The sequence below is a fragment of the Enterobacter sp. 22452 genome, assembly GCF_052045065.1.
Lineage (GTDB): Bacteria > Pseudomonadota > Gammaproteobacteria > Enterobacterales > Enterobacteriaceae > Enterobacter > Enterobacter mori.
The window spans coordinates 819,392-835,146 of the sequence record NZ_JBQEOB010000001.1 but is presented as its reverse complement, the minus strand read 5'-3'; the positions used below and the strand labels follow the sequence as shown (position 1 = coordinate 835,146).

The 15,755-nt window shown below is 59.2% G+C and carries 14 protein-coding genes; 10 read left to right on the top strand and 4 right to left on the bottom strand.

The window, feature by feature from the left end:
* Nucleotides 1-25 precede the first annotated feature (25 nt).
* Complete coding sequence (gene efeU, locus ACTJJA_RS03955; protein ID WP_440666311.1) at nucleotides 26-859, bottom strand: iron uptake transporter permease EfeU; 834 nt, start codon at nucleotides 857-859, stop codon at nucleotides 26-28.
* Nucleotides 860-1,110: 251 nt separating this feature from the next.
* On the opposite strand from efeU, the gene ACTJJA_RS03950 reads away from it, so the two are divergent.
* A complete protein-coding gene (locus ACTJJA_RS03950) occupies nucleotides 1,111-2,295 on the top strand; it encodes a NupC/NupG family nucleoside CNT transporter (protein WP_211446557.1) in 1,185 nt (394 codons plus the stop codon).
* An 81-nt stretch (nucleotides 2,296-2,376) separates the two neighbouring features.
* Here ACTJJA_RS03950 and ACTJJA_RS03945 read toward each other — a convergent pair whose 3' ends face one another.
* Nucleotides 2,377-2,796, bottom strand: coding sequence for a DUF3574 domain-containing protein (locus ACTJJA_RS03945; protein ID WP_440666309.1), 420 nt, complete (start codon nucleotides 2,794-2,796; stop codon nucleotides 2,377-2,379).
* A 115-nt stretch (nucleotides 2,797-2,911) separates the two neighbouring features.
* On the bottom strand, nucleotides 2,912-4,420 hold the full coding sequence (gene putP, locus ACTJJA_RS03940) for a sodium/proline symporter PutP (protein WP_440666307.1): 1,509 nt from the start codon (nucleotides 4,418-4,420) through the stop codon (nucleotides 2,912-2,914).
* A 422-nt stretch (nucleotides 4,421-4,842) separates the two neighbouring features.
* On the opposite strand from putP, the gene putA reads away from it, so the two are divergent.
* Both putA and ACTJJA_RS03930 read left to right on the top strand, forming a co-directional pair.
* Nucleotides 4,843-8,805, top strand: a complete 3,963-nt coding sequence (putA, locus tag ACTJJA_RS03935) for a trifunctional transcriptional regulator/proline dehydrogenase/L-glutamate gamma-semialdehyde dehydrogenase (RefSeq protein ID WP_440666304.1) — start codon at nucleotides 4,843-4,845, stop codon at nucleotides 8,803-8,805.
* Nucleotides 8,806-8,906: 101 nt separating this feature from the next.
* Nucleotides 8,907-9,299 (top strand): lysozyme inhibitor LprI family protein, encoded by a 393-nt coding sequence (locus ACTJJA_RS03930; protein ID WP_440666302.1) that lies wholly within the window; start codon nucleotides 8,907-8,909, stop codon nucleotides 9,297-9,299.
* Between the two features lie 53 nt (nucleotides 9,300-9,352).
* Here ACTJJA_RS03930 and rutR read toward each other — a convergent pair whose 3' ends face one another.
* Nucleotides 9,353-9,991: an HTH-type transcriptional regulator RutR gene (rutR, locus tag ACTJJA_RS03925; RefSeq protein WP_010429525.1), complete on the bottom strand. Its 639-nt coding sequence runs from the start codon at nucleotides 9,989-9,991 to the stop codon at nucleotides 9,353-9,355.
* A 245-nt stretch (nucleotides 9,992-10,236) separates the two neighbouring features.
* Here rutR and rutA point away from each other — a divergent pair, with 245 nt between their 5' ends.
* Genes rutA through rutG form a run of 7 tightly spaced genes read left to right on the top strand, consistent with a single transcriptional unit; the run spans nucleotide 10,237 to nucleotide 15,666 of the window.
* On the top strand, nucleotides 10,237-11,328 hold the full coding sequence (gene rutA / locus ACTJJA_RS03920; protein ID WP_239632241.1) for a pyrimidine utilization protein A: 1,092 nt from the start codon (nucleotides 10,237-10,239) through the stop codon (nucleotides 11,326-11,328).
* Nucleotides 11,328-12,017 carry a pyrimidine utilization protein B gene (gene rutB / locus ACTJJA_RS03915; RefSeq protein ID WP_440666299.1) on the top strand — a complete coding sequence of 230 codons (690 nt, stop codon included), beginning with the start codon at nucleotides 11,328-11,330 and terminating at the stop codon, nucleotides 12,015-12,017. The genes rutA and rutB overlap by 1 nt, the downstream gene beginning before the upstream one ends.
* Before the next feature lie 11 nt (nucleotides 12,018-12,028).
* Nucleotides 12,029-12,415 carry a pyrimidine utilization protein C gene (gene rutC / locus ACTJJA_RS03910; RefSeq protein ID WP_025755881.1) on the top strand — a complete coding sequence of 129 codons (387 nt, stop codon included), beginning with the start codon at nucleotides 12,029-12,031 and terminating at the stop codon, nucleotides 12,413-12,415.
* Nucleotides 12,416-12,422: 7 nt separating this feature from the next.
* On the top strand, nucleotides 12,423-13,223 hold the full coding sequence (gene rutD, locus ACTJJA_RS03905) for a pyrimidine utilization protein D (RefSeq protein WP_440666297.1): 801 nt from the start codon (nucleotides 12,423-12,425) through the stop codon (nucleotides 13,221-13,223).
* Between the two features lie 9 nt (nucleotides 13,224-13,232).
* Entirely contained in the window at nucleotides 13,233-13,823 is a 591-nt protein-coding gene (locus ACTJJA_RS03900; RefSeq protein ID WP_440666295.1) for a malonic semialdehyde reductase, read from the top strand.
* 13 nt (nucleotides 13,824-13,836) lie between these two features.
* On the top strand, nucleotides 13,837-14,328 hold the full coding sequence (rutF, locus tag ACTJJA_RS03895) for an NADH-dependent FMN reductase RutF (protein ID WP_440666293.1): 492 nt from the start codon (nucleotides 13,837-13,839) through the stop codon (nucleotides 14,326-14,328).
* Nucleotides 14,329-14,349: 21 nt separating this feature from the next.
* Nucleotides 14,350-15,666: a pyrimidine utilization transport protein G gene (gene rutG, locus ACTJJA_RS03890; RefSeq protein ID WP_010429495.1), complete on the top strand. Its 1,317-nt coding sequence runs from the start codon at nucleotides 14,350-14,352 to the stop codon at nucleotides 15,664-15,666.
* Nucleotides 15,667-15,755 lie beyond the last annotated feature (89 nt).

The following is a 15,755-nucleotide window of genomic DNA, read 5'->3' as shown; positions in this document are numbered from 1 at the left end:
AAGTATGTTGTAACTAAATTACACATTACGGCGCAACGCGCGTCGCCTGGGTGCCGGTACGCGGCGGCATAGCGAACAGCACCAGCGCCGGAACCAGATAGATAAAGTACATCGCCACTTCGCTGACGCTCGGCGTTTCCTGATAGCCGAAGATACCTTCAAGCAGGGTGCCGGTCAGTGAATGGGTGGAGATAACGTTGCTGAGATCGAACGCCACGTCCTGGAAGTGGTTCCACAGGCCCGCTTCGTGGAAGGCGCGTATCGCCCCTGCCGCCAGCCCTGCCGCCACCAGCAGAATAAACAGGCTGGTCCACTTGAAGAAGGCGCCCAGATTGAGACGAATGCCGCCCCAGTAGAGCAGAAAGCCCAGCACAACCGCGGTTGCCAGCCCGAGCATCGCGCCAACCGGCGGCCAGATGCCGACATCCTGTTGAAACGCCGCCAGCAGGAAGAAGACCGATTCCAGCCCCTCACGCGCAACGGCAAAAAAGACCATCAGGATCAGCGCCCAGCCGTGGTTGTTCCCCTTCTGCAGGGCATTGTCTACCGCCTGCTCCAGCTGCACCTTCACGTTGCGGGAGACTTTACGCATCCAGAACACCATCCAGGTGAGGATCACCACCGCAATCACGGCGACGATCCCTTCGAACAGCTCTTGTTCTTTCTGCGGGAATTCGCCGGTGGTTTCATTGATGAGGATACCCAGGCCCAGGCAGAGCGCCGCGGCAAGGAAGACGCCAATCCACATGACGCCAATCCAGCGTCCGCGCTGGGTTCGCTTCAGATAGCTGGCGATAAGGCTGACAATCAGGGCCGCTTCAAGGCCTTCACGTAACATAATGAGAAATGGAACAAACATGCCGACACCTTAAATGTTTATCGCGGTCAACTGATGCAAAGAAAGGTAAATTCTTGTGATAGTGATTATCATTACGGCAAGAAGAAAAACAAGCGAAATATGTGGCCTTTTGATGACGAGTTGTAACCGCATCGCAGGATAATAATTCCATCCGTTACGATTGCGTTTATAAGTTATAACGAAAATGCCCATTTACGGTTAATCAGCGCTGTGGCTAAATATCCACCTCGAAAACTAACTGAAAATAAACCATGTTTAAGATTATCCATTTCCTGCTGGCGCTGGTGATTATTCTTGCGCTTGCCTGGCTGGTGAGTTTCGACCGCCGAAAAATTCGCATTCGTTTTGTTGTACAGCTGATTGTTATTGAAATCGCGCTGGCATTCTTTTTCCTGCACGCAGAAAGCGGTCTGTTTATTATTAAATATGTCTCCGGCTTCTTCGAATCGCTGCTTAAATTTGCGGCCGAAGGGACGAATTTCGTCTTTGGCGGAATGGGAGAAAAAGGGCTGGCGTTCATTTTCCTCGGCGTGCTGTGTCCGATTATTTTTATTTCCGCACTGATTGGTATTCTTCAGCACTGGCGGATCCTGCCAATTTTTATTCGCGTCATCGGGACAGTGCTGTCAAAACTGAACGGTATGGGCAAGCTGGAATCCTTTAACGCGGTAAGTTCGCTGATCCTCGGTCAGTCGGAAAACTTCATTGCCTACAAAGGCGTGCTGGGGGATCTCTCCTCTCGTCGTCTCTTCACCATGGCGGCCACGGCCATGTCGACGGTCTCCCTGTCGATTGTCGGTGCCTATATGACGATGCTCGACGCCAAATTTGTCGTCGCGGCGCTTATTCTGAATATGTTCAGCACCTTTATTATTCTCTCCGTCATCAACCCGGCGCGCCCGGAAGCGGAGCCGGATATCAAGCTGGAAAAACTGCATGAATCGCAGAGCTTCTTCGAAATGCTCGGCGAGTATATTCTGGCCGGTTTTAAGGTGGCGATGATTATTCTGGCGATGCTGATTGGCTTTATCGCGCTTATTAGCGCCGTTAACGCCCTCTTCTCCAGCGTATTTGGCATGAGCTTCCAGCAGATCCTGGGCTATGTGTTTTATCCCCTGGCCTGGCTGGTGGGGATCCCGCTGAGCGATGCCTTAAACGCGGGCAGTATTATGGCAACCAAACTGGTGGCGAATGAATTTGTGGCGATGATCGAGCTGCAAAAAATCGCCCATCAGATGTCCCCTCGCGGGCTGGGTATTTTGTCCGTCTTCCTGGTGTCGTTTGCTAACTTTGCCTCAATCGGTATCGTCGCCGGGGCGATTAAGGGCCTGAACGAGCAGCAGGGCAACGTGGTATCGCGGTTTGGTCTGCGTCTGGTGTACGGCGCGACGCTGGTGAGCCTGCTGTCGGCGAGCTTTGCGGGGTTGGTGCTGTAAGTTTTGTGCCGTTTGTGCCCGGCGGCGCTTCGCTTGCGCGGGCCTACGATACAACAACGGCGGGTTATCCCGCCGTTTTCATTAAAACTGCACGCACACCGGCTGGTCGACACGCATCACCGACTCCTGCGCGAAGCGTGATTTATAAATTCCGCGTAACGCTTCGATGTTCTTCTCGCTCTGCGCATCTTTACCGTGGATCAGCATCAATGCCTTGCTGGGTTCACGCGCCACTTTCCCGTCATTCCCCAGCCACTGCCCGCGCGCATCAAATACCGTTAAGCCATCGCGAAAACGCGGCGTCACGTCCTGGTCAACAAACTGCTGCCATTCGTTGCCGGTAATCTGCGCCCCGGCAGGACGATTTAAGCCGAAATAAAGCGTGGTTTGCTGCATCTGGTTATCCGCTTTGCAGGTCTCAACCGCCGCATGTTGCGATGGCGCGTTGCAGCCCGCCAGCATCAGTAATGCCGCTGCGATTACCCCTGTTTTGATGGTCATGCTTCGCTATCCTCATTGTTATAAGCATATGGATATCACAGGAAAATACGGATTTTGGCAAGAAAAAAGCCGGGTGCGCTTGCGCTTACCCGGCCTACGGTGTTACGTGGGAAAATTATTCTGCCTGAAGTTTAGACGGTGGCGCAGTGTGGTAATGCGCGTCGGCTTCAGCAAAGCGTTTCTGCATAGAAGCAGACGGTGCTTTACCCAGCAGGCTGAACACCACGATACCGATAATGCCGAAAATGAAGCCCGGAATGATTTCGTACAGGCCCAGCCACGCGAACTGTTTCCAGACGATAACGGTAACCGCACCGATGATCATCCCCGCCAGCGCGCCGTTACGGGTCATACGTGACCACATGACGGAGAACAGAACGACCGGACCAAATGCCGCACCAAAGCCCGCCCACGCGTAGCTCACAAGCCCCAGCACGCGGTTTTCAGGGTTCGCCGCCAGCGCAATGGCCACCAGCGCCACCAGCAGCACCATAAAGCGCCCTACCCACACCAGCTCTTTCTGGCTCGCGTTTTTACGCAGGAAGGCTTTGTAGAGGTCTTCGGTGATCGCGCTGGAGCAGACCAGCAGCTGGCAGCTCAGGGTGGACATCACCGCCGCCAGGATTGCAGAGAGCAGGATACCGGCAATCCACGGGTTAAACAGAATTTGCGCCAGCTCGATGAACACGCGCTCGGCGTTCTGGTTCACCGCGCCCGCCTGCGCCGGGTTGTTGTTGAAGTACGCGATACCGAAGAAGCCGACCGCACACGCCCCTGCCAGACACAGGATCATCCACGTCATGCTGATGCGACGGGCATGAACGATGGTGTGGTGAGAATCCGCCGCCATAAAGCGCGCCAGAATGTGCGGCTGACCGAAATAGCCCAGGCCCCAGCCCATCAGGGAGACGATGGCAACGAAGTTCAGCCCTTTCAGCATGTCGACGTTTTCAATGCTCTTCTGCTTGATCACTTCCAGCGAATCGCCAAAGCCGCCAACGGTGAAAATCACAATCACCGGGGTCAGGATCAGGGCGAAGATCATCAGGCTCGCCTGCACGGTGTCGGTCCAGCTTACCGCCAGGAAACCGCCCACAAAGGTATAGAGGATGGTCGCCGCAGCACCGGCCCACAGCGCGGTTTCATAGCTCATGCCGAAAGTGCTTTCGAACAGGCGCGCGCCGGCCACGATGCCGGAGGCACAGTAGATGGTGAAGAACAGCAGAATAACCACCGCGGAGATAATGCGCAGAACGCGGCTGTTATCTTCAAAGCGTCCGGTGAAGTAATCCGGCAGCGTCAGGGCGTTATTGTTGGCCTCGGTATGCACGCGCAGACGGCCTGCCACCAGCTTCCAGTTGATCCACGCGCCCACGGTCAGACCGATGGCGATCCAGCTTTCAGAGATACCGGAGATGAAAATCGCGCCCGGCAGGCCCATCAACAGCCAGCCGCTCATGTCGGAAGCGCCCGCAGAGAGCGCGGTCACCATCGGGCCTAAACTGCGTCCGCCCAGAATGTAGTCGTCAAAGTTCTTTGTTGAACGCCATGCCAAAAACCCTATCAGGATCATGCCAAATATATAAACGAGAAATGTCACCAGCATCGGTGTGCTAATAGCCATTCAAATTCTCCAAAATGTCGAGCGACAACCATCCGGGCTGCCTTGTTATATGATCACCGGAACGAGGTGAATGTATCTTGTGTTTCTGTTGGGCGCGCTATCCTGCCGTATGCGCATCCCGCTGACAAACGATTTAACACTGCATTTACATCAATTTCATCCCTGGTTTGATACGAGTTTCCTATAGGTTGCACTTGCTCACGCTTTTACGGGTTGCACCTTTTAAAAGTGTTAACTCCCGCATAAAAACAGGCTTCCCGCCCAAAAGCCAGTGCGTTTTTCCAGCTAACTATTCGTTAACAATCCATTCATTTTCCGGGTTGCAAACCAGGTCACATTTAACACGGTTGCACAAAGTTGCAACATGGGGGATATTTCACGCTAACGACCAAACACGATGAAAGAACAACAGGAGCTTTGGCATGGGTATGACCACCATGGGGGTTAAGCTGGATGACGCTACCCGCGAACGGATTAAGACCGCAGCAACCCGCATTGACCGCACGCCGCACTGGTTAATTAAGCAGGCGATTTTTAACTATCTCGAAAGACTCGAGAGCGATGAAGGTCTGCCGGAACTGCCTGCCCTGCTGGCCGGTGCAGCGAACGAAAGCGAGGAAGCGCCAGCCGCTGGCGACGAGAACCATCAGCCGTTCCTCGAATTTGCCGAGCAGATCCTGCCGCAGTCCGTCAGCCGTGCCGCCATTACCGGCGCCTACCGCCGCGCCGAAACCGACGCCGTGCCGATGCTGCTGGAGCAGGCTCGCCTGCCGGAAGCCATTGCCGCACAGGCGCACAGCCTGGCGTATCAGTTAGCCGACAAGCTGCGCAACCAGAAAACCGCCACCGGCCGCGCCGGGATGGTTCAGGGTCTGCTGCAGGAGTTTTCCCTCTCTTCACAGGAAGGCGTGGCGCTGATGTGCCTGGCGGAAGCGCTGCTGCGTATTCCGGATAAAGCCACCCGCGACGCGCTGATCCGCGACAAGATCAGCAACGGCAACTGGCATTCCCACATTGGCCGCAGCCCGTCGCTGTTCGTCAACGCCGCGACCTGGGGCCTGCTGTTTACCGGCAAACTGGTCTCCACCCATAACGAAGCCAACCTCTCCCGCTCCCTGAACCGCATTATCGGTAAGAGCGGCGAGCCGCTGATCCGCAAAGGCGTGGACATGGCGATGCGCCTGATGGGCGAGCAGTTCGTCACCGGGGAAACCATTGCCGAAGCGCTGGCGAACGCCCGCAAGCTGGAAGATAAAGGTTTCCGCTACTCCTACGACATGCTGGGCGAAGCGGCGCTGACCGCCGCCGACGCGCAGGCCTACATGGTCTCTTACCAGCAGGCGATTCACGCCATCGGTAAAGCGTCCAACGGTCGCGGTATTTACGAAGGCCCGGGCATCTCCATTAAGCTCTCCGCCCTGCACCCGCGCTACAGCCGCGCGCAGTACGACCGGGTGATGGAAGAGCTCTACCCGCGCCTGAAGTCCCTGACCCTGCTGGCGCGCCAGTATGACATCGGCATTAACATCGACGCCGAAGAGGCCGACCGTCTGGAGATCTCCCTCGATCTGCTGGAAAAACTGTGCTTCGAGCCGGAGCTGGCAGGCTGGAACGGCATCGGCTTCGTGATCCAGGCTTACCAGAAGCGCTGCCCGTTCGTTATTGATTATCTGATTGACCTGGCAAGCCGCAGCCGCCGTCGCCTGATGATCCGTCTGGTGAAAGGCGCCTACTGGGACAGCGAAATCAAACGCGCCCAGATGGAAGGTCTGGAGGGCTACCCGGTCTATACCCGCAAGGTTTACACCGACGTCTCTTACCTCGCCTGTGCGAAAAAGCTGCTCGGCGTGCCAAACCTGATCTATCCGCAGTTCGCTACCCATAACGCCCACACCCTGGCGGCAATCTACAGCCTGGCGGGACAGAACTACTATCCGGGCCAATACGAGTTCCAGTGCCTGCACGGCATGGGTGAACCGCTGTACGAGCAGGTCACCGGTAAAGTGGCGGACGGCAAGCTGAACCGCCCGTGCCGCATCTATGCCCCGGTGGGCACCCACGAAACCCTGCTGGCATACCTGGTGCGTCGTCTGCTGGAAAACGGCGCGAACACCTCCTTCGTTAACCGCATCGCCGACACCACCCTGCCGCTGGACGAGCTGGTGGCCGATCCGGTGCAGGCCGTAGAGAAGATGGCGGCGCAGGAAGGCCAGATTGGCCTGCCGCATCCGAAGATTGCCCTGCCGCGCGAGCTGTATGGCGCAGGCCGCGTCAACTCGGCGGGTCTGGATCTCGCCAACGAACATCGTCTGGCGTCCCTCTCCTCTGCCCTGCTCAACAGCGCATTGCAGAAATGGCAGGCGAAACCGATCCTGGAACAGTCCGTTGCTGACGGCGAAATGCAGCCGGTCATTAACCCGGCAGAGCCAAAAGATATCGTTGGCTACGTGCGTGAAGCCACCGAAGCGGAAGTTGACCAGGCGCTGGAAAGCGCGGTGAATAACGCGCCAATCTGGTTCGCCACGCCGCCGCAGGAGCGTGCCGCCATTCTGGAACGTGCGGCGGTGCTGATGGAAGATCAGATGCAGTCGCTCATCGGCATTCTGGTGCGCGAAGCGGGTAAAACCTTCAGCAACGCCATTGCCGAAGTGCGCGAGGCCGTCGATTTCCTGCACTACTACGCCGGTCAGGTGCGCGATGATTTCGATAACGAAACCCACCGTCCGCTGGGTCCGGTCGTGTGTATCAGCCCGTGGAACTTCCCGCTGGCGATCTTCACCGGCCAGATTGCCGCCGCGCTTGCCGCAGGCAACAGCGTGCTGGCAAAACCGGCAGAACAGACCCCGCTGATTGCCGCACAGGGCATCAACATTCTTCTGGAAGCCGGCGTGCCTGCGGGCGTGGTTCAGCTGCTGCCGGGACGCGGTGAAACCGTCGGCGCCAAGCTGACCTCCGATAACCGCGTGCGTGGCGTGATGTTTACCGGTTCGACCGAAGTAGCCTCCCTGCTGCAGCGCAACATTGCTACCCGTCTGGATGCGCAGGGTCGTCCTACTCCGCTCGTCGCGGAAACCGGCGGGATGAACGCCATGATCGTTGACTCCTCCGCGCTCACCGAGCAGGTGGTGGTCGACGTGCTGGCCTCTGCGTTCGACAGCGCCGGTCAGCGCTGCTCCGCCCTGCGCGTGCTGTGCCTGCAGGACGACGTCGCGGATCACACGCTGAAAATGCTGCGCGGCGCGATGGCCGAATGCCGCATGGGCAACCCGGGCCGTCTCACCACCGACATCGGGCCGGTGATCGACGCGGAAGCCAAAGCCAATATCGAAAACCACATTCAGACCATGCGCGCGAAAGGCCGTCCGGTGTTCCAGGCGGTGCGCGAGAACAGCGAAGATGCCCGCGAATGGCGGACCGGCACCTTTGTGCCGCCAACGCTGATTGAGCTGGCAAGCTTCGACGAGCTGAAAAAAGAGGTCTTCGGTCCGGTACTGCACGTGGTGCGCTACAACCGTAACAACCTGAACGAGCTGATTGAGCAGATCAACGCCTCCGGCTACGGCCTGACGCTCGGCGTGCATACCCGTATCGACGAAACCATTGCGCAGGTCACCGGCAATGCCAAAGTCGGCAACCTGTACGTCAACCGCAACATGGTTGGCGCGGTCGTGGGCGTGCAGCCGTTCGGCGGTGAAGGTCTCTCCGGCACCGGTCCGAAAGCGGGTGGCCCGCTCTACCTGTACCGTCTGCTGGCTAACCGTCCGGAGAACGCCCTGGGCGTGACCCTGGCGCGTCAGGACGCACACTATCCGGTGGATACGCAGGTGAAAACCGTGCTGACCCAGCCGCTGGAGGCGCTGATCGCCTGGGCGGAAAAACGTCCTGAACTGCGTGCCGTCGCCCGGCAGTACGGCGAACTGGCGCAGGCGGGCACCCAGCGTCTGCTGCCGGGTCCAACCGGCGAGCGCAACACCTGGACGCTGATGCCGCGCGAGCGCGTACTGTGCGTGGCCGATAACGAGCAGGACGCGCTGGTGCAGCTGGCTGCCGCAATGGCAACCGGTTGTGAAGTGCTGTGGCCGGAAGATGCGCTGCATCGCGATCTCGCCAAACAGCTGCCGAAAGCGGTCTCGGCCCGCATTCGCTTTGCGAAGGCCGATGCGCTGCTGACGCAGCCGTTTGATGCGGTGATCTACCACGGTGATTCCGACCAGCTGCGCGAACTGTGTGAGCAGGTTGCGGCCCGCAGCGGTGCCATCGTTTCCGTGCAGGGCTTTGCGCGCGGGGAAACCAACCTGCTGCTGGAGCGTCTGTACGTTGAGCGCTCGCTCAGCGTCAACACCGCGGCGGCGGGGGGTAACGCCAGCCTGATGACAATCGGTTAATCGTGTAAACTCTCCCCGGTGACGCTACGCTTACCGGGGCTACAAAATCACCGTAGGCCGGATAAGCGCAGCGCATCCGGCTTTTTTACACGGAGGGAATGATGAAAAGAGTATTTCTCGCAGGCGCAGCACTGCTGCTCAGCGCCAGCGCGCTGGCCGACGAGTGCGACAAAGCGACCACCCAGCTTGAACTGAATACCTGTAGCGCGCAGCAGTACCAGGCTTCCGATAAAAAGCTCAACCAGACCTATCAGGCCGCCATTAAGCGTGCGGCAGCCCCCCAGCGCGACCTGCTGAAAAAAGCGCAGCAGGCATGGATAACCCTGCGCGATGCGGACTGCGCGTTTATCGGTTCGGGTACGGAAGGCGGAAGCGTCCAGCCAATGATTGTTAACCAGTGCCTGGCGGAGAAAACGGTCGAGCGCGAAGCGTTTCTGGCCTCGCTGATGCAGTGTGAAGAGGGCGACTTAAGCTGCCCTCTCCCGCAGGGCTGACGAGGCACGGAACTATTCCCTCTCCCTGTGGAAGAGGGTTAGGGTGAGGGAAACTAGCGCACACGGATCCCTTCGATAATCATCCGCTGCACGTTATCCAGCGTACTCTGGAAAAACGCCTCGTCCTGCAGCGTTTTACCGGTCACCGCTTCAACCTGGGCCGCAAAATCAGCGTAATGCTGGGTGGAGGCCCAAATCATAAAGATCAGGTGATGCGGGTCGACCGGGGCCAGCTTTCCGCTGGCGACCCATCCGGCAATAATCGCCGATTTATCGTCCACCAGCTGTTTTAAATCTCCGGTGAGCTCCGCCTGCAACAGCGGCGCGCCCTGCAGCATCTCCAGACAGAACAGCCTTGATGCCTGCGGGTAATCGCGCGACACCTCCAGCTTCAGGCGAATATACTCTTTGATCGCCACCAGCGGGGCCAGCTCTGCGCGGAAGGCTTTCAGCGGCGCCAGCCAGATATCGAGGATCTGCTGCATCACCGCAATATAGAGCGCCTCTTTCGACGGGTAGTAGTAGAGCAGATTGGTTTTGGATACCCCGGACTGCTCTGCCACCTGCTCCAGGCGCGTGCCGTGGATGCCAAATTGCGAAAACGTATCCAGCGCCGCGCTCAGAATGGCCTGCTTTTTCGCACTCACCGCCTGCGAACGTTTACCCGGTGTTTTCACTGCGCCTTGTGTCATTCCCGCTCTCCTTATTCTGCGTTGCCCTCAGCATAGCAAAACCCCCGTCTCGCCACGATATCCTGCACTCCGATCGCGCATGAATGCCTGTTTTCTGTGCAATGTTTTTGACCATTTAGTCCACATTTAGACGCATCAATCCACCAACCTCTGGTTAACACATTAATAACACTGTCATTTTCAAAACTGGCATTCCCTTTGCAAAAACATCCTTACACCTGCGACGTAATGAAGAGAGGTTCGTGATGAAAATTGGCGTATTTGTACCCATCGGCAACAACGGCTGGCTTATCTCGACCACCGCACCGCAATACATGCCGACCTTTGAGCTGAATAAAGCCATCGTGCAGAAAGCGGAGCACTACCATTTCGACTTTGCGCTTTCGATGATCAAGCTGCGCGGCTTTGGCGGCAAAACCGAATTCTGGGATCACAACCTGGAGTCTTTTACCCTGATGGCCGGGCTGGCCGCGGTCACCTCGCGGATCCAAATCTACGCCACCGCCGCCACCCTCACCTTACCGCCAGCGATCGTGGCGCGCATGGCCTCCACCATCGACTCCATCTCCGGCGGGCGCTTTGGCGTTAACCTGGTGACCGGCTGGCAAAAGCCGGAGTACGAGCAGATGGGGCTCTGGCCGGGTGACGACTACTTCTCTCGCCGCTACGACTACCTGACCGAATACGTGCAGGTGCTGCGCGACCTGTGGGGCACCGGTAAAAGCGACTTCAAAGGTGACTTCTTTACCATGAACGACTGCCGCGTCAGCCCGCAGCCTTCGGTCCCCATGAAGGTGATTTGCGCCGGGCAGAGCGACGCGGGTATGGAATTCTCGGCGAAATACGCCGACTTCAACTTCTGCTTCGGTAAAGGCGTCAACACGCCTGCCGCCTTCGCCCCGACCGCCGCGCGCATGAAAGAGGCCGCCGACAAAACCGGGCGCGACGTGGGCTCCTACGTGCTGTTTATGGTGATTGCCGACGAAACCGACGACGCCGCGCGCGCGAAATGGGAGCGCTATAAGGACGGTGCCGACGAGGAGGCCCTGAGCTGGCTCACCGAGCAGAGCCAGAAGGATACCCGCTCCGGGGCGGATACCAACGTGCGCCAGATGGCCGACCCAACCTCTGCGGTCAATATCAACATGGGCACCCTGGTCGGCTCTTATGCCAGCGTGGCCAGAATGCTTGACGAAGTGGCGGCCGTACCCGGGGCGGAAGGCGTCCTGCTGACCTTCGATGATTTCCTGACCGGCGTGGAGACCTTCGGCGAGCGCATCCAGCCGCTGATGCAGTGCCGCGCCCACATCCCTGCCATCACGAAGGAGGTGGCGTAATGACGACCCTTAACGCACGCCCGGAAGCCATCACCTTTGCGCCGGAGCAGAGCGCGCTGATCGTAGTGGACATGCAAAACGCCTACGCCAGCCAGGGCGGCTATCTGGATCTGGCGGGGTTCGACGTCTCCGCCACCCAGCCGGTGATTGAGAACATCAAAACCGCCGTCGCCGCCGCGCGCGCCGCGGGGATGCTCATCATCTGGTTCCAGAACGGCTGGGATGACCAGTACGTCGAGGCAGGCGGTCCTGGCTCACCCAACTTCCACAAGTCGAACGCCCTGAAAACCATGCGTAAAAGGCCCGAACTGCAGGGCAAGCTGCTGGCGAAAGGCGGCTGGGACTATCAGCTGGTGGACGAACTGGTCCCGCAGGCGGGCGATATCGTTCTGCCGAAACCGCGCTACAGCGGCTTTTTCAACACCCCGCTCGACAGCCTGCTGCGCAGCCGGGGCATTCGCCATCTGGTGTTCACCGGGATCGCCACCAACGTCTGCGTGGAGTCGACCCTGCGCGACGGCTTTTTCCTCGAGTATTTTGGCGTGGTACTGGAAGACGCGACCCACCAGGCCGGGCCGGAATTCGCCCAGAAAGCCGCCCTGTTCAATATCGAAACCTTTTTTGGCTGGGTCAGTAACGTCAATGATTTCTGCGACGCCCTGAATCCCCCGCTTGCCCGTATCGCCTGAGGAGACACCTGATGCCGAAATCCGTAATCATTCCGCCGGGCACCAGCACGCCCATTGCCCCGTTTGTTCCCGGCACCCTCGCCGACGGCGTGGTGTATGTCTCCGGCACGCTGCCGTTTGATAAAGACAACAACGTGGTGTTTATCAACGACCCAAAGGCGCAAACCCGCCACGTGCTGGAGACGATCAAAAAAGTGATCGAAACGGCGGGTGGCACCATGGAGGATGTGACCTTCAACAGCATCTTTATCACCGACTGGAAAAACTACGCCGCGATTAACGAGATCTACGCCGAGTTTTTCCCCGGCGATAAACCGGCGCGGTTCTGCATTCAGTGCGGGCTGGTGAAGCCAGAGGCGCTGGTTGAAATCGCCACCGTTGCGCACATCGCGAAGTGAGGCTGCCATGAAACTTTCCCTCTCGCCGCCCCCGTTCGAGGGCGCGCCGGTGGTAGTGCTGATTGCCGGACTTGGGGGCAGCGGCAGCTACTGGCTGCCCCAGTTCGCCGCGCTGGAAAAGGAGTATCAGGTGGTGTGCTATGACCAGCGAGGGACGGGTAATAACCCGGATACCCTTCCTGAAGGCTATAGCCTGGCGCAGATGGCCGATGAACTGGCTCAGGCGCTTACGGATGCCGGGATCTTACGCTACACCGTCGTGGGTCACGCGCTGGGCGCGCTGGTCGGCCTGCAGCTGGCGATCGATAAACCCGACGCGGTTTCTGCGCTGGTGTGTATTAACGGTTGGCTCACCCTCAATGCCCATACCCGCCGCTGTTTTGACGTTCGCGAACGTCTGCTGCATTCCGGCGGCGCGCAGGCCTGGGTCGAGGCGCAGCCGCTGTTTCTCTACCCGGCAGACTGGATGGCCGCCCGCGCGCCTCGCCTGGAGGCAGAAGAAGCGCTGGCGCTGGCCCATTTCCAGGGTAAAACCAACCTGCTGCGCAGACTGAGCGCACTGAAAAAAGCCGACTTCCGCCCCCATGCCGCGCGCATTCGCTGCCCGGTACAGATCATCTGTTCCGCCGACGACATGCTGGTGCCCGCTGTCTGCTCGTCCGAGCTGCAGGCGGCGATCCCGCACAGCCACAGCGTGATGATGCGCCAGGGCGGGCATGCCTGCAACGTCACCGAGCCGGACACCTTTAACACCCTGCTGCTGAACGGGCTTGCCAGCCTGCTGCACAGTCCTGAACCCGTTTTATAAGGAGCTTTAATGAGCGAAGCCATTACGCCCGCCGCGCTGGAAACGCTGTTCACCGGCGCCCGCACCCATAACGGCTGGCAGGATATGCCTGTCAGCGACGAAACGCTGCACGAAATCTACGACCTGATGAAATGGGGGCCAACGTCCGCCAACTGCTCCCCGGCGCGAATTGTGTTTGTGCGAAGCGCAGAGGGAAAAGAGAAGCTGCGCCCGGCGCTCTCCAGCGGCAATCTCGAGAAAACGCTCACCGCCCCGGTCACGGCCATTGTCGCCTGGGACGGTGAATTCTACGAGCGCCTGCCCGAGCTGTTCCCGCACGGCGATGCAAAGAGCTGGTTTACCTCCAGCCCCGCGCATGCGGAAGAGACCGCCTTTCGCAACAGCTCATTGCAGGCTGCCTACCTGATTTTCGCCTGTCGCGCCCTGGGGCTGGACACTGGCCCGATGTCGGGATTTGACCGGCAAAAGATCGACGAGGCCTTTTTCACCGGCACCACGCTTAAAAGCAATCTGCTGATCAACATTGGCTATGGCGATACCAGCAAACTTTACGGGCGCCTGCCGCGTCTGACCTTCGACGATGCCTGCGGGCTGGCGTAAAGGAGCGATTGTCATGACACCGGATAAACAAACCTTTCGCGACGCTATGGCCTGCGTCGGCGCGGCGGTCAACATCATCACCACCGACGGCCCGGCGGGGAGGGCAGGCTTCACCGCCAGCGCGGTGTGCAGCGTCACGGATTCACCGCCCACCCTGCTGGTGTGCCTGAACCGCGGGGCGTCCGTCTGGCCAACGTTTAGCGAAAACCGCACCCTTTGCGTGAATACCCTTAGCGCCGGACAGGAGCCGCTGTCCAATCTGTTTGGCGGGAAAACGCTGATGGAGGAACGCTTTTCCGCCGCCCGCTGGCAGACGGGCGACACGGGCTGCCCGCGCCTGGAGGATGCGCTGGCCTCGTTTGACTGCCGCATCAGCCAGGTGGTCAGCGTCGGTACCCACGACATTCTGTTTTGCGACATTGTTTCGATTATTCGCCACCCCGCGCCGCAAGGGCTGGTGTGGTTTGACCGCGGCTACCACGCGCTTATGCGACCCGCCTGTTAACCCGCCTTAAGGAGACAGACCATGTTCGGATTTCCCCACTGGCAGTTGAAATCGACCTCCACAGAAGCAGGCGTGGTCGCGCCGGATGAACGCCTCCCGCTCGGGCAGACGATGGTGATGGGCGTGCAGCACGCGGTTGCCATGTTTGGCGCGACGGTGCTGATGCCGATGCTGATGGGACTCGATCCCAACCTCTCTATTTTGATGTCGGGTATCGGTACCCTGCTGTTCTTTTTTGTTACCGGCGGGCGCGTGCCCAGCTATCTCGGCTCCAGCGCCGCCTTTGTCGGGGTGGTCATCGCCACCACCGGGTTTAACGGCCAGGGGATCAACCCCAACCTGAGCGTGGCCCTCGGCGGCATCATCGCCTGCGGCCTGGTGTACACCCTGATTGGTCTGGTGGTGATGAAAATCGGCACGCGCTGGATAGAACGAATGATGCCCCCCGTCGTGACGGGCGCCGTGGTGATGGCGATTGGCCTGAACCTCGCACCGATTGCGGTCAGAAGCGTCTCCGCCTCGCCGTTTGAAAGCTGGATGGCGGTGATCACGGTGCTGTGCATCGGCGTGGTGGCGGTGTTTACGCGGGGCATGATCCAGCGTCTGCTGATCCTGGTTGGGCTGATTGTCGCCTGCCTGGTCTACGCCCTGCTGGCGAACGTTTTTGGCCTGGGCAAACCGGTTGATTTTACGCTGCTGCACCAGGCTGCCTGGTTCGGCCTGCCGCAGGTGACCTCACCCACCTTTAACGCTCAGGCGATGATGCTTATCGCACCGGTGGCGGTGATCCTGGTGGCGGAGAACTTAGGTCACCTGAAAGCGGTCGCCGGAATGACCGGACGCAGCATGGATCCGTACATGGGGCGCGCATTCGTCGGTGACGGGCTGGCGACCATGCTTTCCGGTTCCGTGGGCGGCAGCGGCGTTACCACCTATGCCGAAAACATCGGCGTGATGGCGGTCACCAAAGTCTACTCCACGCTGGTCTTCGTCGCGGCGGCGGTGATGGCGATACTGCTCGGTTTCTCACCGAAGTTCGGCGCGCTGATCCACACTATTCCGTCACCGGTCATCGGCGGCGCATCGATTGTGGTGTTTGGATTGATCGCCGTGGCCGGGGCGCGCATCTGGGTGCAGCACCGCGTCGATCTCAGCCAGAACAGCAACCTGATTATGGTGGCGGTCACGCTGGTGCTGGGCGCAGGCGACTTCGCCCTGACGCTGGGCGGATTCACGATTGGCGGGATTGGTACGGCGACCTTCGGGGCAATTCTGCTGAACGCCCTGCTGAGCCGCCGCAAAGGGGATGAAGCGCAAGCGGAAGCCATCACCCCCTGAACCTGAAATAGCCGGGTGACGCTACGCTTACCCGGCCTACATGCCAATTGTAGGCCCGTGCAAGCGAAGCGCCGCCGGACAAAACGGGC

Bases quoted from the DNA above. Each gene is read 5' to 3' on its own strand.
- efeU (WP_440666311.1), bottom strand. From the start codon at position 859: ATGTTTGTTCCATTTCTCATTATGTTACGTGAAGGCCTTGAAGCGGCC.
- ACTJJA_RS03950 (WP_211446557.1), top strand. From the start codon at position 1,111: ATGTTTAAGATTATCCATTTCCTGCTGGCGCTGGTGATTATTCTTGCG.
- ACTJJA_RS03945 (WP_440666309.1), bottom strand. From the start codon at position 2,796: ATGACCATCAAAACAGGGGTAATCGCAGCGGCATTACTGATGCTGGCG.
- putP (WP_440666307.1), bottom strand. From the start codon at position 4,420: ATGGCTATTAGCACACCGATGCTGGTGACATTTCTCGTTTATATATTT.
- putA (WP_440666304.1), top strand. From the start codon at position 4,843: ATGGGTATGACCACCATGGGGGTTAAGCTGGATGACGCTACCCGCGAA.
- ACTJJA_RS03930 (WP_440666302.1), top strand. From the start codon at position 8,907: ATGAAAAGAGTATTTCTCGCAGGCGCAGCACTGCTGCTCAGCGCCAGC.
- rutR (WP_010429525.1), bottom strand. From the start codon at position 9,991: ATGACACAAGGCGCAGTGAAAACACCGGGTAAACGTTCGCAGGCGGTG.
- rutA (WP_239632241.1), top strand. From the start codon at position 10,237: ATGAAAATTGGCGTATTTGTACCCATCGGCAACAACGGCTGGCTTATC.
- rutB (WP_440666299.1), top strand. From the start codon at position 11,328: ATGACGACCCTTAACGCACGCCCGGAAGCCATCACCTTTGCGCCGGAG.
- rutC (WP_025755881.1), top strand. From the start codon at position 12,029: ATGCCGAAATCCGTAATCATTCCGCCGGGCACCAGCACGCCCATTGCC.
- rutD (WP_440666297.1), top strand. From the start codon at position 12,423: ATGAAACTTTCCCTCTCGCCGCCCCCGTTCGAGGGCGCGCCGGTGGTA.
- ACTJJA_RS03900 (WP_440666295.1), top strand. From the start codon at position 13,233: ATGAGCGAAGCCATTACGCCCGCCGCGCTGGAAACGCTGTTCACCGGC.
- rutF (WP_440666293.1), top strand. From the start codon at position 13,837: ATGACACCGGATAAACAAACCTTTCGCGACGCTATGGCCTGCGTCGGC.
- rutG (WP_010429495.1), top strand. From the start codon at position 14,350: ATGTTCGGATTTCCCCACTGGCAGTTGAAATCGACCTCCACAGAAGCA.